This is a genomic window from Streptomyces sp. GLSS-08 (genome assembly GCF_056387915.1).
The window spans coordinates 145,762-160,961 of record NZ_JBWJAQ010000009.1; the positions used below are offsets into that span (position 1 = coordinate 145,762).

11 protein-coding genes are annotated in these 15,200 nt (G+C 68.8%); 10 read left to right on the forward strand and 1 reads right to left on the reverse strand.

Features of this window, described 5'->3' with window-relative positions:
- Positions 1-177: 177 nt before the first annotated feature.
- The 4 genes from AC0ZLC_RS18150 (at position 178) to AC0ZLC_RS18165 (ending at position 3,915) form a co-directional block, all read left to right on the forward strand.
- Positions 178-861 (forward strand): PadR family transcriptional regulator, encoded by a 684-nt coding sequence (locus AC0ZLC_RS18150; protein ID WP_358854521.1) that lies wholly within the window; start codon positions 178-180, stop codon positions 859-861.
- Between the two features lie 44 nt (positions 862-905).
- Positions 906-1,988, forward strand: coding sequence for an inositol-3-phosphate synthase (locus AC0ZLC_RS18155; protein ID WP_476753000.1), 1,083 nt, complete (start codon positions 906-908; stop codon positions 1,986-1,988).
- A gap of 77 nt (positions 1,989-2,065) precedes the next feature.
- Positions 2,066-3,328: an MFS transporter gene (locus AC0ZLC_RS18160; protein WP_476753001.1), complete on the forward strand. Its 1,263-nt coding sequence runs from the start codon at positions 2,066-2,068 to the stop codon at positions 3,326-3,328.
- Positions 3,329-3,444: 116 nt separating this feature from the next.
- Positions 3,445-3,915 carry an LppU/SCO3897 family protein gene (locus AC0ZLC_RS18165; RefSeq protein ID WP_358854524.1) on the forward strand — a complete coding sequence of 157 codons (471 nt, stop codon included), beginning with the start codon at positions 3,445-3,447 and terminating at the stop codon, positions 3,913-3,915.
- A gap of 111 nt (positions 3,916-4,026) precedes the next feature.
- Here AC0ZLC_RS18165 and AC0ZLC_RS18170 read toward each other — a convergent pair whose 3' ends face one another.
- Positions 4,027-5,493 carry a CCA tRNA nucleotidyltransferase gene (locus AC0ZLC_RS18170; protein ID WP_476753002.1) on the reverse strand — a complete coding sequence of 489 codons (1,467 nt, stop codon included), beginning with the start codon at positions 5,491-5,493 and terminating at the stop codon, positions 4,027-4,029.
- A 233-nt stretch (positions 5,494-5,726) separates the two neighbouring features.
- Here AC0ZLC_RS18170 and AC0ZLC_RS18175 point away from each other — a divergent pair, with 233 nt between their 5' ends.
- The 6 genes from AC0ZLC_RS18175 to trxB all read left to right on the forward strand — a co-directional run bounded on the left by AC0ZLC_RS18175 (position 5,727) and on the right by trxB (position 15,187).
- Positions 5,727-8,147, forward strand: a complete 2,421-nt coding sequence (locus AC0ZLC_RS18175; RefSeq protein WP_476753003.1) for a DUF6049 family protein — start codon at positions 5,727-5,729, stop codon at positions 8,145-8,147.
- 46 nt (positions 8,148-8,193) lie between these two features.
- Positions 8,194-10,416, forward strand: a complete 2,223-nt coding sequence (murJ, locus tag AC0ZLC_RS18180; protein ID WP_476753004.1) for a murein biosynthesis integral membrane protein MurJ — start codon at positions 8,194-8,196, stop codon at positions 10,414-10,416.
- 118 nt (positions 10,417-10,534) lie between these two features.
- Entirely contained in the window at positions 10,535-12,253 is a 1,719-nt protein-coding gene (locus AC0ZLC_RS18185) for a protein kinase family protein (RefSeq protein ID WP_476753005.1), read from the forward strand.
- Between the two features lie 28 nt (positions 12,254-12,281).
- On the forward strand, positions 12,282-13,028 hold the full coding sequence (sigM, locus tag AC0ZLC_RS18190) for an RNA polymerase sigma factor SigM (protein ID WP_476753006.1): 747 nt from the start codon (positions 12,282-12,284) through the stop codon (positions 13,026-13,028).
- Between the two features lie 5 nt (positions 13,029-13,033).
- Entirely contained in the window at positions 13,034-13,966 is a 933-nt protein-coding gene (locus tag AC0ZLC_RS18195; protein ID WP_476753007.1) for an anti-sigma factor family protein, read from the forward strand.
- A gap of 249 nt (positions 13,967-14,215) precedes the next feature.
- Entirely contained in the window at positions 14,216-15,187 is a 972-nt protein-coding gene (gene trxB / locus AC0ZLC_RS18200) for a thioredoxin-disulfide reductase (protein ID WP_476753008.1), read from the forward strand.
- Positions 15,188-15,200 lie beyond the last annotated feature (13 nt).

Genomic DNA, 15,200 nt, shown 5'->3' on the forward strand with positions numbered 1-15,200 from the left:
CCCAAGTTCACCCCAAATCAGGCAACTCACTTGCTACGAATCAGTGATGTGACGCCGTTCACCATCTCCCCTCTTGTCGCATCCGTAGAGGCGTTCTATCGTGCTGATGTATCGAGTCGATACATCAGCCCGGCATAGAGGCCGTGCCGACGTGACAGCGACAGGGAGGAGGCGATCGTGAGCCGGCGTTCCGGCATCCTTGAGTTCGCCGTACTCGGCCTGCTTCGCGAGTCTCCGATGCACGGCTACGAGCTGCGCAAACGTCTCAATACGTCACTTGGGGTGTTCCGTGCGTTCAGCTACGGAACGCTCTACCCCTGCCTCAAGACGCTGGTCGCCAACGGCTGGTTGATCGAGGAGCCGGGGTCCACACCTGAGGACGCCCTCGCCGCTTCACTCACGGGGCGTCGCGCCAAGATCGTCTACCGATTGACGGCGGAAGGTAAGGAACACTTCGAGGAGCTGCTCGCGCAGACGGGCCCCGACGCGTACGAGGACGAGCACTTCGCCGCCCGCTTCGCGTTCTTCGGACAGACGTCGCGCGACGTACGCATGCGCGTACTGGAGGGCCGCCGCAGTCGGCTCGAGGAACGCCTGGAGAAGATGAGCGCCTCGCTGGCGCGCACCCGGGAGCGCCTCGACGACTACACCCTCGAGCTCCAGCGGCACGGAATGGAGTCCGTGGAGCGCGAAGTGCGCTGGCTGAACGAGCTCATCGAGAGTGAGCGGGCCGGACGGGACCAGAAGCGTTCCGGCCCCGAAGGACCCGCTCAGCAGGACAGCACATCTGGAGAGACGGGCGGCCTGCCCCGGCACCGGGACAGCTCCCGGCCGGATCCGTCCGACGACACCACCACGTGAGACCCATTCGGGGTCTCACCGAGTACACACAGGGAGCAACCGGAATGGGTTCGGTTCGCGTAGCCATCGTCGGCGTGGGCAACTGCGCCGCGTCGCTGGTCCAGGGCGTCGAGTACTACAAGGACGCCGACCCGGCGTCAAAGGTGCCGGGCCTGATGCACGTGCAGTTCGGCGAGTACCACGTGCGTGACGTCGAGTTCGTCGCCGCGTTCGACGTCGACGCCAAGAAGGTCGGCCTCGACCTGTCGGACGCCATCGGCGCCAGCGAGAACAACACCATCAAGATCTGCGACGTCCCGAACAAGGGCGTCACGGTCCAGCGCGGCCACACCCTCGACGGCCTCGGTAAGTACTACCGGGAGACCATCGAGGAGTCCGCCGAGACCCCGGTCGACGTGGTCAAGGTTCTCAAGGACCAGCAGGTCGACGTTCTCGTCTGCTACCTGCCCGTCGGCTCCGAGGACGCGGCGAAGTTCTACGCCCAGTGCGCCATCGACGCCAAGGTCGCCTTCGTCAACGCCCTTCCGGTCTTCATCGCCGGCACCAAGGAGTGGGCCGACAAGTTCACCGAGGCCGGCGTCCCGATCGTCGGTGACGACATCAAGTCGCAGGTCGGCGCCACCATCACGCACCGTGTGATGGCGAAGCTGTTCGAGGACCGCGGTGTCCGTCTCGAGCGCACCATGCAGCTCAACGTGGGCGGCAACATGGACTTCAAGAACATGCTGGAGCGCGACCGCCTCGAGTCGAAGAAGATCTCGAAGACGCAGGCCGTCACCTCGCAGATCCCCGACCGCGACATGGGCGCGAAGAACGTGCACATCGGCCCCTCGGACTACGTGGCCTGGCTGGACGACCGCAAGTGGGCGTACGTCCGCCTCGAGGGCCGCGCCTTCGGCGACGTTCCGCTGAACCTGGAGTACAAGCTCGAGGTCTGGGACTCCCCCAACTCCGCGGGTGTCATCATCGACGCCCTGCGCGCCGCGAAGATCGCCAAGGACCGCGGCATCGGCGGCCCGATCCTCTCCGCGTCGAGCTACTTCATGAAGTCCCCGCCCGTCCAGTACTTCGACGACGAGGCCTACGCCAGCGTCGAGAAGTTCATCAAGGGCGAGGTCGAGCGCTAAAGCGCCACTGTCGCGAGCCAGTTGAGGGTCCCCGGGTCGTCGCCCGGGGACCCTCCTCGTATGTGAGGCTGGGCCCCATGTCCGTCGTGCGTGACCTGCGCGTACTTCTGCGCTTCGAGGGCTTCAGACGCCTGCTCACCGTCCGGCTGCTGTCCCAGGGCGCCGACGGCGTGTACCAGGTCGCGCTCGCCACATACGTCGTGTTCTCGCCGGAGAAGCAGACCTCGGCCGCCGGCATCGCCTCGGCCATGGCGGTACTGCTCCTTCCGTACTCCCTCGTGGGTCCTTTCGCGGGCGTCCTGCTCGACCGCTGGCGCCGTCGGCAGGTCTTCGTCCACGGCAACCTGCTGCGGGCGCTGCTGGCGTGCGTGACGGCCGTCCTGATGCTCAGCCACGTCCCCGACTGGCTCTTCTACGCCTCCGCGCTGTGCGTCACGGCGCTCAACCGCTTCGTCCTGGCTGGCCTCTCGGCCTCACTGCCGCGGGTCGTCGACTCCGAACGGCTGGTCATCGCGAACTCGGTGTCCCCGACGGCGGGGACACTCAGCGCGACCGCGGGCGGAGCCCTCGCCCTCGCCGTACGGCTGCTGACCGTGGACTCCAATGCCGTCGTGGTGCTCCTGGGAGCAGCCGTGTACCTGTGCGCGGCGCTCGCCGCCCTGCGCATACCGCCGGGACTGCTCGGACCCGACCGCCACCTCGTGCGTCCGCGCCTGTGGGCGACGCTCGCAGACACGGCCCGCGGGCTCGCGGCGGGCATGCGTCATCTGTCCGAGCCGGCCCGCAGGGACGCCGCCTGGGCTCTCGCGTCCATGACGTTGATGCGTTTCTGCTACGGCGCCCTGACGGTCATGGTGCTGATGCTCTGCCGGTACGCCTGGTCGTCGGACTCCGAGGACGGCCTCGCTCTTCTGGGACTCGCGGTGGGCGTCTCCGGCGCCGGCTTCTTCGCTGCCGCCGTGTTGTCTCCAGCGGTCGCCGGGACCATGGGGCCGGTCCGCTGGATCGCCGTCTGTGCCGCCTGCGCCGCGCTTCTGGAGCCCGCGCTGGCCCTTCCGTTCGCCGTGCCCCCGATGCTGGCCGCGGCCTTCGTCCTGGGCCTGACCACGCAGGGCGCGAAGATCGCCACGGACACGATCGTCCAGTCCTCCGTCGATGACGGCTTCCGTGGCCGGATCTTCTCCGTTTACGACGTGCTGTTCAACATCGCATTCGTCGGCGCGGCCGCAGTGGCCGCTCTCCTGCTGCCCCCTGACGGACGATCGGTGATCCTGGTGGTCACGATCGCCGTTATCTACGCGACAGTTGCTGTGTCTATGACCCGCTTTGCGCGCCAGTAAGTGTCACATCAACGCCACAGAGCTCCTCCTGGCTACAGAGCGGCCTGTGAATCCCGATAGTTTACGTGCGTCTTATTTCACGCCACGTGCTCACATCGTTCGAGGGGGACCCCCAAGTGACCGTTTCGCCGCCGCCGCAGGGCCAGAATCCTTACGCCGCCCAGCCCACCGCTCCGGCGGACCAGCAGCCCGGGGTCCCCCCGCAGCAGCCCTACGCGCCGTTCCCGCAGCAGCCCGGAGCCCCGGTCCCGCCGCCGGCTCCGGCCAAGCGGTTCGGCAAGAAGGCCATGCGCGTCGTCGCCCTGATCCTGGTCGCCATAGGTCTGTACGGGGCGAAGTGGTACTTCGGTCAGAGCGACGCGGAGACCACGTCGGTGGGCAGTTGCATGCACAACGACGGCACCACCTCCAACGCCGACCTCAACGAGGTCGACTGCTCCTCAAGCGACTCCCAGTACAAGGTTGTCGAGAAGTTCGACAACACCAGCGACGACAGCAAGTGCGAGAGCGTCTCCGCCGCGACGGTGTACTACGTCCAGTCCGGCGGCGGCCACAACGTGGTGCTCTGCCTCAAGGAGACCAAGTAACAGCTCGGTCGGTATACGCCGAGGGGCGGTGTTTCACGTGAAACACCGCCCCTCGGCGTATCCGTGTCATGTTTCACGTGAAACACGACACCGTTCTTCCGTCCACGGAACTCAGACCTGCGCGGCCCACCAGTCCTTGAGAGCCGCCACCGCCGCCTCTTGCTCCATCGGGCCGTTCTCCAGGCGTAGTTCGAGCAGGAACTTGTAGGCCTGTCCGATCGCCGGGCCCGGGCCGATGCCGAGGATCTCCATGATCTGGTTGCCGTCGAGGTCCGGCCGGATGGAGTCCAGCTCCTCCTGCTCCTGGAGCTGGAGGATGCGCTCCTCCAGACCGTCGTACGCACGCGAAAGCGCGGTCGCCTTGCGCTTGTTGCGCGTGGTGCAGTCGGACCGAGTCAGCTTGTGGAGGCGACTGAGGAGGGGCCCCGCGTCGCGGACGTAACGCCGGACCGCGGAATCCGTCCACTCACCCGTGCCGTACCCGTGGAAGCGCAGGTGGAGTTCGACCAGGCGCGAGACGTCCTTCACCAGCTCGTTGGAGTACTTGAGAGCCGTCATCCGCTTCTTGGTCATCTTGGCGCCCACCACCTCGTGGTGGTGGAAGGAGACCCGCCCGTCCTTCTCGAAGCGGCGCGTCCTGGGCTTGCCGATGTCGTGCAGCAGCGCGGCGAGCCGAAGAACGAGGTCGGGGCCGTCCTCCTCCAGCGCCATCGCCTGTTCCAGCACGATCAGAGTGTGCTCGTAGACGTCCTTGTGCCGGTGGTGCTCGTCCCGCTCAAGACGCAGCGCGGGAAGCTCCGGCAGCACGTGATCCGCCAGCCCCGTCTCAACGAGCAGCGTCAGGCCCTTGCGCGGCTGGGCGGCCAGGATCAGCTTGTTCAGCTCGTCCCGCACCCGCTCCGCGGACACGATCTCGATGCGCCCGGCCATGTCCTTCATCGCGGCGACGACGTCGGGCGCGACCTCGAAGTCGAGTTGTGCCGCGAACCGGGCGGCGCGCATCATCCGGAGCGGATCGTCGGAGAAGGACTCCTCCGGAGTGCCGGGCGTACGCAGAACACGCCCCGCGAGGTCCTCCAGTCCACCGTGCGGGTCGATGAACTCCTTCTCCGGAAGCGCGACGGCCATCGCGTTCACGGTGAAGTCGCGACGGACCAGGTCCTCCTCGATGGAGTCGCCGTAGGACACCTCGGGCTTCCGCGAGGTCCGGTCGTACGCCTCGGAGCGGTACGTCGTGATCTCGATCTCGAAGGACTGCTGCACGTCACCGACACGAGCGTCCTTCTGCGCCCCCACGGTGCCGAAGGCGATCCCGACCTCCCACACGGCGTCCGCCCACGGCCGCACGATCTTCAGGACGTCCTCGGGACGGGCGTCGGTCGTGAAGTCCAGGTCGTTGCCGAGCCGGCCGAGGAGCGCGTCCCGGACCGAGCCGCCCACCAGGGCCAGCGAGAACCCGGCCTCCTGGAAACGGCGGGCGAGGTCGTCGGCGACAGGGGACACCCGCAGCAGTTCGCTCACTGCGCGGCGCTGCACCTGACTCAGGGCGCTGGGGTTCTCTTCGTTGGCGTTCGGCACAACAGAAAAGGGTACGTGGCCCGCACCACCTCGGGCGCCTTCATTGAACGTGCACACCCCTGTCCTGGGGAACGGGCCGGGACGCGACCCCTGATACACGCACATAGAGGACAGGCCGGCAGTGGCTGCCGATCTTGTGGAGCAGACCGCGGCACTTCCCCTCCGCGCACATCGTTACCATGCGTGGACGCACATTCCGACGACCACTGACGACGACGAGGACGGGCGAGCGCGTGGCCGAGGCGGCAGACTTCCAGGGGATGAGTCCCTCACCTGCCCGCCGCTGGATGCGGCGCACCGGTGTCCTGCTCGCGGGTCTGCCCCTGCTGGCCGGCCTGGTCCAGCTGTCGTCCCCGCTTGCCCAGGCCGCCGAGCCGACCTCCCCGGCCGACGCCTCGTCGTCCGGCACCGTCGACGTCTCCGTGGACTCCCTCAGCCCCAGCGCCCCTACGGACGGTGACACCCTCACCGTCTCGGGCACGGTCACCAACAGGGGCAGGCAACCGGTCACCGACGCCCGCGTGGACCTGCGCCTCGGACCCTCGCTCGACAGCCGCACCGCGCTCGACACCGTGACCAAGCGCACCCGCTACCAGCCGGGACTCGACGGCGCGCCGGTGGGTGACAAGTACGCCGAGGAGTTCACGAAGCTCACGCCGGGCGTCTCGCAGCACTTCAGCATCTCGGTGCCGGTCAAGGAACTGGACCTGGGGGAGGACGGCGTCTACCCGCTCGGTGTCTCCGTCTCCGGCCGGTCGGCGGCCCTGCCGTACGAGCAGGTGCTCGGCATCCAGCGCACGTTTCTCCCCTGGCAGCCCGAGCCTGCGGACACCAGGACCAGAACGACGTACCTCTGGCCGCTGATCTCGAGCGTGCACCTCACGGCGGAGACCGGTTCGAACGAGCAGCAGACCCCGGTCTTCCAGAACGACGACCTGGCCAAGGAGATCTCCCCCGGCGGCCGCCTGGACCAGCTCCTGTCGCTGGGCAGCACGCTCGACGTCACCTGGGTCGTCGACCCGGACCTGCTGGCCTCCGTCGACGCGATGAGGGACGGCTACCGGATCCAGGGCAAGGGCGGCACCACGACGGCGGGCAGCAACCGCAGGGTCGCCGACGCCTGGCTGCTGAAGCTGGAGAAGACGGTTGCGGACAAGGAGGTCGTCGCCCTCCCCTTCGCCGATCCCGACCTCGCCTCGCTCGCCCACAACGGCAGGAACGTCACCGGCTCCCTGAGCCACCTCAAGGACGCCACCGACGTCGCCTCGGACACCGTGAAGACGATCCTGCACGTGACTCCGAGCACCGACTTCGCCTGGCCCGTCGACGGCGCGATCGACCCGTCGATCGTCAAGGTGGCCACCTCCGCCGGTGCCGACAAGGTGATCGCCCGCAGTGACAGCCTCAGGGAGACCGGCGGCCTCCCGTACACGCCCAATGCGGCCCGGCCCATCGGCGGCGGCACCACGGCGGTCGTCGCGGACGCCCGTCTGTCCACGGTGTTCCAGGGCGACATGACCAAGGCGGACACCTCGACGCGTGCCGTCCAGGAGTTCCTCGCCCAGAGCCTGGTGACCAGCCTGCAGCAGCCCGACAAGCAGCGCAGCATCGTGGTCGCCCCGCAGCGGATGCCCTCGGGAAGCCAGGCCCAGACCATGGCGCAGGCGCTGACGGCGCTCCAGGACGGGAACTGGTCCCGGTCCCAGGAGCTGACCGCGGCCGCCGACGCCAAGCCGGACCCGGACGCCGCGACCCGGGTCCCGGCCGCCTCCGCGTACTCCTCCGCGCTGCGCCGGCAGCAGCTGCCGGTGTCGGCCTTCGGGGACATCGAGAAGATCCAGCGCAAGCTGGACGGCTTCGAAGTGATCCTCATCAGCCCCGACCGCGTCGTCACCCCCTTCGGGCGGGCCATGGACCGGAGCATGTCCACCTCGTGGCGCGGCCGTGCCACGGAGGCGGCGACCTTCCGCTCCGGGGTGAACGCGTATCTCAGGGTGCTCACGGATCAGGTCAGGCTGATCGACAAGTCCGAGACCAAACTCTCGGGCCGCAGTGCCAAGATCCCGGTGACGGTGCAGAACAACCTGGTTCAGGGCGTCGACAACCTCGTCCTGCGCCTCACGTCGGAGCAGCCCACCCGTCTCAAGATCGATGACGGCCCCTACGGCGAGCAGCCCATCGGTGTCTCGGGCGGACACAGCCAGTCGGTGAAGTTCATCACCAACGCCAACGCGAACGGCCCCGTCAGGGTCGTCGCCCAGCTCTACACGACGGACGGCCAGGCCTACGGCGCCCCCGTCGCCTTCGACGTGGACGTCAACGAGATCACGCCCACGGTGATGCTGGTCATCGCCGGCGGCGTCCTGCTCCTGGTGCTCGCCGGCTTCCGGATGTACACGCAGCGCAAGCGCGCGGTGGCCCGGCAGGCCGAGGAGGAACCGGAGGAGGGTCCCGAGGACGAGATCCTGAACAGGGACGGCGACGGCACCGTAGACACTGAGGACACCGACGCCACGGGCTCCCAGGACCGCCCCGGGGGGAAGTCCGGCAAGGAGCCGGGGGCAGGCAACCCGGAGCACCCGAGTGACCCGACACCGGACACCGCACCGGAAAGCACCGACCCGTCCGGCACGGGTGAGAGAGTGGACCGTTGAGCGATGTCGTGGCCGGTGGGCCCGGGGACGATGAGGTGGGGTAACCATGAACGCGCCGTACGACGGTGACCGCGGTCAGGGCGCGGGCGATTCGGGCTACCCCGAGGGTCCGCCGCCCGAGCCCGGCCAGACGCCACCGGGGCCCCCCGCGGACATGTACTTCCAGGACGCCTACGACCAGGATCCGTACCGCGGGCAGGACCTCTCGGCCCAGGATCCGGTGACCGAGGCGCTCTACGACCGTGCCGCACACCCGCCGCCTCCGCCGGGCACGTACCCGCCGCAGCCGCCGCTCTACGCCCAGCCGCAGCCGCAGCAGTACGCACCCGACCCGCGTGTGTGGGCCCAGACGCCCCCGCCCGAGCCCGCCGGGCCGACCCGGCACCTCCCCTACGGTGAGGACCCCCGCACGACCCAGTTCGTGGGCGTGGACGACCTGGTCACCCAGGCCGGCGAGGAGCGTCACGAGCCCGACGCCTTCGCCCACCTCTTCCGGGACCAGCAGCAGGACGGCACCCGGCCTGCCATGGCGTCCGCGACGGTGCCCAGCCCGTCCCCTGCGCCCGCCTCCCACCAGGGGCCGGACGCGGCCTCCCCGGCGCCCGCCGCCTCGTCTCCGGCCGCCGCACCGAAAAAGGGCGGCCGGGCCTCCGGGCTCCTGAAGTCGAGCGCGGTGATGGCCGCGGGCACGATGGTGTCCCGGCTCACCGGGTTTATCCGCTCTGCGCTCATTGTCTCGGCACTGGGTCTCGGCGTCCTCGGCGACTCCTTCCAGATCGCCTACCAGCTGCCGACGATGATCTACATCCTCACCATCGGCGGCGGACTCAACTCCGTCTTCGTACCGCAACTCGTCCGCGCGATGAAGGACGACGAGGACGGCGGCGAGGCCTACGCCAACCGGCTGCTGACGCTCGTCATGGTGGTCCTTGGGGCGCTCACCGTGCTCGCGGTCTTCGGCGCACCGCTGCTGGTCCGCATGCTGTCGACGGGGATCGCCGACAATCCGGCGGCCAACGACGTGGCCGTCACCTTCACCCGCTACTTCCTGCCCACGATCTTCTTCATGGGCGTCCACGTGGTGATGGGGCAGATCCTCAACGCGCGCGGCAGGTTCGGCGCGATGATGTGGACGCCGGTCCTCAACAACATCGTCATCATCGTCACCCTGGGCCTGTTCATCTGGGTGTACGGCTCCGCGGCGAACTCGGGCATGAATGTCACGACCATCCCTCCGGAGGGCCAGAAGCTCCTGGGCGTCGGCGTTCTGCTCGGCCTCGTCGTGCAGGCCCTCGCGATGATCCCGTACCTGCGGGAGACCGGGTTCCGGCTGCGGCTCCGGTTCGACTGGAAGGGCCACGGCCTGGGCAAGGCGGCGATGCTCGCCAAGTGGACCGTGCTGTTCGTCCTGGCCAACCAGGCGGGCGCGCTCGTGGTCTCCCAGCTCTCCACCTCGGCGGGCAAGGCCTCACCTGTCGGCGGCACCGGTCTGGCCGCCTACGCCAACGCCCAGCTCATCTGGGGTCTGCCGCAGGCCATCATCACGGTGTCGCTGATGGCCGCCCTGCTGCCGCGGCTGTCCCGCTCGGCCAACGAGGGCGACACCGGCGCCGTCCGCGACGACATCTCCCAGGGCCTTCGCACCACGGCCGTCGCGATCGTGCCCATCTCGTTCGGGTTCGTGGCGCTCGGCATCCCCATGTGCACGCTGATCTTCGGTTCCTCCGGAACCAGCGAAGCCACCAACATGGGTTACATGCTGATGGCGTTCGGCCTCGGCCTGATCCCCTACTCCGTCCAGTACGTGGTCCTCCGCGCCTTCTACGCTTACGAGGACACGCGGACGCCCTTCTACAACACGGTCATCGTCGCCGCCGTCAACGCCGGTGCCTCCGCCCTCTGCTTCTTCGTACTGCCCTCCCGGTGGGCGGTGGTCGGTATGGCCGCCTCGTACGGCCTCGCCTACGCGATCGGCGTCGGTATCGCCTGGGGCAGGCTGCGCAAGCGGCTCGGGGGCGACCTGGACGGAGCCCGCGTCCTGCGCACGTACGCACGGCTGGCTATCGCGGCGGTCCCGGCCGCGCTCATCAGCGGTGCGGCCTGCTACGGCATGAGCCGTTCCCTCGGACAGGGTGTCGGTGGCTCCTTCCTCGCGCTCGTCGGCGGCGGCGCTCTCCTGCTCGGCGTCTTCTACGTCGCCGCGCGGAAGATGCGCATCGAGGAGCTCAACTCCATGGTCGGCATGGTCCGCGGGCGGCTGGGGCGTTGACGCGCGGGTAAGCGCACAACCATCGTTCGCTGCTGTGTGTCGTGCATAGCACCGGACTGTGGGCACAATTGGTTTCTGCGTCGGACAGCGCGCAACGGATGGGGAGGCAGGAGCGACGGTGGCGGAACGGAGCACGGCTGCCGTCGACGTGGCAGACAACAGCGGTGATGACGAGCCGCTGACCGCGAAGGCGGACCAGTCCACGGCCGACGGGGTGGCCCAGAACCTGGAGCGGGACACGGAGAGCGACGAGGCACAAGTGAGCGGGGGGATCGAGAGTCCCGGAAGGGTCTCACCGCCCGAACTGCACAGCGGTCACAAGCTCGCCAGACGCTACCGTCTCGAGGAGTGCGTCACTCGTCTGGACGGTTTCAGCAGTTGGCGCGCGGTGGACGAGAAGCTCCGCCGCGCCGTCGGCGTGCATCTGCTTCCCGCCGACCACAGCCGGGCCCGCTCGGTGCTGGCCGCTGCCCGGTCCTCCGCGCTGCTCGGTGACCCCCGCTTCGTCCAGGTCCTGGACGCGGTCGAGGAGAACGACCTCGTCTACGTCGTGCACGAGTGGCTCCCCGACGCCACGGAGCTGACCGCCCTCCTCGCCGCGGGTCCGCTGGAGGTGCACGAGGCCTACCAGATGGTCACCCAGGTCTCCCAGGCCATGGCTGCCGCCCACCGCGAAGGGCTCGCACATCTCCGGCTGACACCGGGTGCCGTCCTGCGCTCCTCGTCGGGCCAGTGGCGCATCCGCGGCCTCGCCGTCAACGCCGCCCTGCGCGGTATCAGTTCCGACACGCCGCAGCGCACGGACACCGAGGCGATCGGCGCACTGCTGTACGCGGCACTCACTCAGCGCTGGCCCTACGAAGACGACGCGTACGGCCTGTCCGGGCTGCCCAAGGGCGTCGGACTGATCGCTCCCGACCAGGTCCGGGCCGGCGTCCACCGCGGCCTGTCGGAACTGGCCATGCGCGCGCTCGCCAACGACGGCGCGACCGCCTCGCGCCAGGAGCCGGCGTGCACGACGCCGGAGGAGCTGGTGAAGGCGATCGGTGAGATGCCCCGCATCCGCCCGCCGGAGCCCGCTTTCACCGCCCCGCCCGACTATCAGCGCACCACCTATCAACAGGGCACGTACGGGCGCCAGACGCTCCATCCGGGCGTCACCCAGTCCGTCGCACCCCCGCCGTCCCCCTTGCAAAGTCGCACCGGCAAGGCGCTGAAGTGGGCGGTTTCCGCACTGCTCATCGCCGCGCTGGGTCTCGGCAGCTGGCAACTGGCGGACGCCCTCAAGGACCGCAGCGAGAACGACGAGACCAACAAGACGCAGACCACCGACGGCAACGACAAGAACAGCGACAAGAACAGGCCGGTCAGACCCATCTCGATCCGGGGCGCCCAGGAGTACTTCCCGGACGGGAAGCCGCAGCACGCCAGCGATGTCGGCCTGACCTACGACGGCGACAGCTCGACGTACTGGCGGACCTACTCCTACAACGACGGGCCGGTGCTCGCACCGTTCAAGCAGGGTGTGGGCATCATCTACGACCTCGGACCCGACCGCAGCCTCGCGTCGGCATCGATAGGGCTGAACTACATCGGCGACCACACCACGGTCTCGCTGTATGCGGCGGACTCGTTCTCCTCGTCCGCCTCGCTCGGTTCCATGAAGAAGATCGCCTCGGCGACGACCTCCGGCCGGCAGCTGAAGATCCCCGCGGACAAGGCCGTGAAGACGCGGTACGTCCTGGTGTGGATCACGGCGGCGCCGTACGCGGGCAAGGACGAGTTCAGCGGTGCCGGCTTCAAGCAGGCCGTGACGGATGTGAAGTTCACCGGCTGACGACTCGTCGACGGAGGGGAGGGGTCCGATGGCCGATGACGGCGCATACGGCGACGTGAGCGATCAGAATCTCCTGGCCCGCCACGTCGAGGGGGATTCCGAGGCCTTCGGCGAGCTCGTGCGGCGACACCGCGACCGCTTGTGGGCGGTGGCCCTGCGAACGCTGGGAGACCGCGAGGAGGCCGCTGACGCGGTTCAGGACGCACTGGTGTCCGCCTACCGGGCCGCCCACACCTTCCGTGGCCAGTCCGCCGTCACCACCTGGCTGCACCGCATCACGGTGAACGCCTGCCTGGACCGAGCCAGGAAGACCGCGTCCAGAAAAACGTCACCGGTCGACGACGCCGAGCGCTTCGAACAGCTCCTCGGGCCACACGAGTCGGCTTCCGCGCCTGCCGAGCGCAACGACCTCCACCGCGAACTCGTCGAGGCTCTGGGCACGCTCCCGCCCGACCAGCGAGCGGCCCTCGTTCTGGTGGACATGCAGGGGTACCCCGTGGCCGAAGCCGCTCGCGTCCTCGACGTACCCACCGGCACGGTGAAGAGCCGCTGCGCCCGGGGCAGAGCCAGACTGCTGCCGTTGCTCGCCCATCTCCGTACGGGAAGCGGAAGCGACCAGGACGGAGAGAAGCCGGGCGGCGGAAGGAACCGGACGCAGGGGACATCCGTCCCACCCGCAGCAGCGTCACGGGACACGGAACCGCAGGACGCGGGATCACAGGAGTCAGGGCCGAGCGACTCGGCCGCGGTGAAGGGCGGAGGTGGGCGAGCGTGACATCCATGACCGGCACGGCCGGCCACCCGGACGTATCGGAGCTCTCCGACCTCACCGAAGGCCTGCTCCCCCCTTCCCGCAGTGCGGATGTCCGGCAGCACCTGGACGGTTGCCCGCTCTGCGCCGACGTCTACGCCTCCCTGGAGGAAGTCCGAGGACTGCTGGGTACGTTGCCCGGTCCCGCCCGGATGCCCGCCGACGTGGCGGAACGGATCGATGCCGCGCTGGCAGCGGAGGCCCTGCTGAGCGCCACGACTGCCGGCCTGGATGGTGCGGATGCTCCCGCCCGGTCCGACGCGTCGGCCGAGCTCGATGCCGAGGGCGAGCGTGTTTCACGTGAAACATCCACCACCTCCGTAGGAAACCGGCCCCGCGGTCATGCCCGCGCCACCACCGGCCCGGGGCGCGCCCCTCGCCTGCGGCACGGTCGCCGGGGCACCCTTGCTCTGGGTGCCGCCTTCGCTGCCGCCGCACTCGGGCTCGGAACGCTCCTCGTCCAATCGCTGACCGACGAGAAACCCGGGGACACTCCCGCCACAGCGACGCAGAGGCACACCGACGAGGCGCACACCTTCGTCGACGGCAAGCTGGGAAACCAAGTGGCGGATCTGCTGGCGCAATCCGGCTCCGGCACCGGCAGCAAGAAGCCCTGGGGCGTCGAGTCGGGTACCTCGGGGTCCGGGAGCAGCGAGCCGAGGACTCTCCAGGAGACCGGCGTACAGGTGCCGGTGTGCATTGAACGGGCCATCAACCGCAGCGACACCGTCCTCGCCGCCTCCGAAGGTGTGTACAAGGGCACGAGTGCTTACCTGGTCGTCCTGCCACACACATCGGACACCGCACAGGTCACGGTCTATGTCGTCGACGCGACGTGCGTGGACCAGCAGTCAACGTCCGCGGGGAAGGTTTTGGTGAAGCGCTCCTACGCGAGGCGCTGATCATCACGTGCGGGGCGGACTGCCGAGCGGTCCGGTCCGCGCACACCGAACCGGCGCTGTCCGTGCCGTCCTGGACGTCGGGCGGACTCGGTCTGCGCCATCCGCCGCACCCGCGTACCCTGTGCCGACTCCGTGTGCCCGGACACACTGGGAATGCAAGCCCCTTAGGATCCGTTGGGTCGGGTGAGAGTTCAGAGCGAGGCTCCCACCGGCAGTACGCAGCAGTCTCCAGAGACGAGGAAACAAGCCGTGAGCGACGTCCGTAACGTGATCATCATCGGCTCCGGGCCCGCCGGCTACACGGCGGCGCTCTACACCGCGCGCGCGTCACTGAAGCCGCTGGTGTTCGAAGGCGCCGTCACCGCGGGCGGCGCGCTGATGAACACCACCGAGGTGGAGAACTTCCCCGGCTTCCAGGACGGGGTCATGGGCCCCGAGCTCATGGACAACATGCGTGCCCAGGCCGAGCGCTTCGGTGCCGAGCTCGTCCCGGACGACGTCGTCTCCGCCGACCTGACCGGCGAGATCAAGACCGTCACGGACACCGCGGGCACGGTGCACCGCGCGAAGGCCGTGATCGTCACCACCGGCTCGCAGCACCGCAAGCTCGGCCTGCCGAATGAGGACGCTCTCTCCGGACGTGGCGTCTCCTGGTGCGCCACCTGTGACGGCTTCTTCTTCAAGGACCAGGACATCGCTGTGATCGGCGGCGGCGACACCGCGATGGAAGAGGCCACGTTCCTCTCCCGCTTCGCCAAGTCGGTGACGATCGTCCACCGCCGGGACACCCTGCGCGCCTCCAAGGCCATGCAGGAGCGGGCCTTCGCCGACCCGAAGATCAAGTTCATCTGGGACAGCGAGGTCGCCGAGATCGAGGGCGACCCCAAGCTCTCCGGCCTCAAACTGCGGAACCTGAAGACCGGCGAGATCTCCGACCTGGCGGTGACCGGCCTGTTCATCGCGATCGGCCACGACCCGCGCACCGAGCTCTTCAAGGGTCAGCTCGAGCTGGACGACGAGGGTTACCTCAAGGTCGCCGCTCCCTCGACCCGGACGAACCTCACTGGCGTCTTCGGTGCCGGCGACGTCGTGGACCACACGTACCGGCAGGCGATCACCGCGGCCGGCACCGGTTGTTCCGCCGCTCTCGACGCGGAGCGTTTCCTCGCCGCCCTGGCTGACGGCGAGGCAACCGCCGAGCCCGAGAAGACCACTGTCTGACCCCCCGTACGCC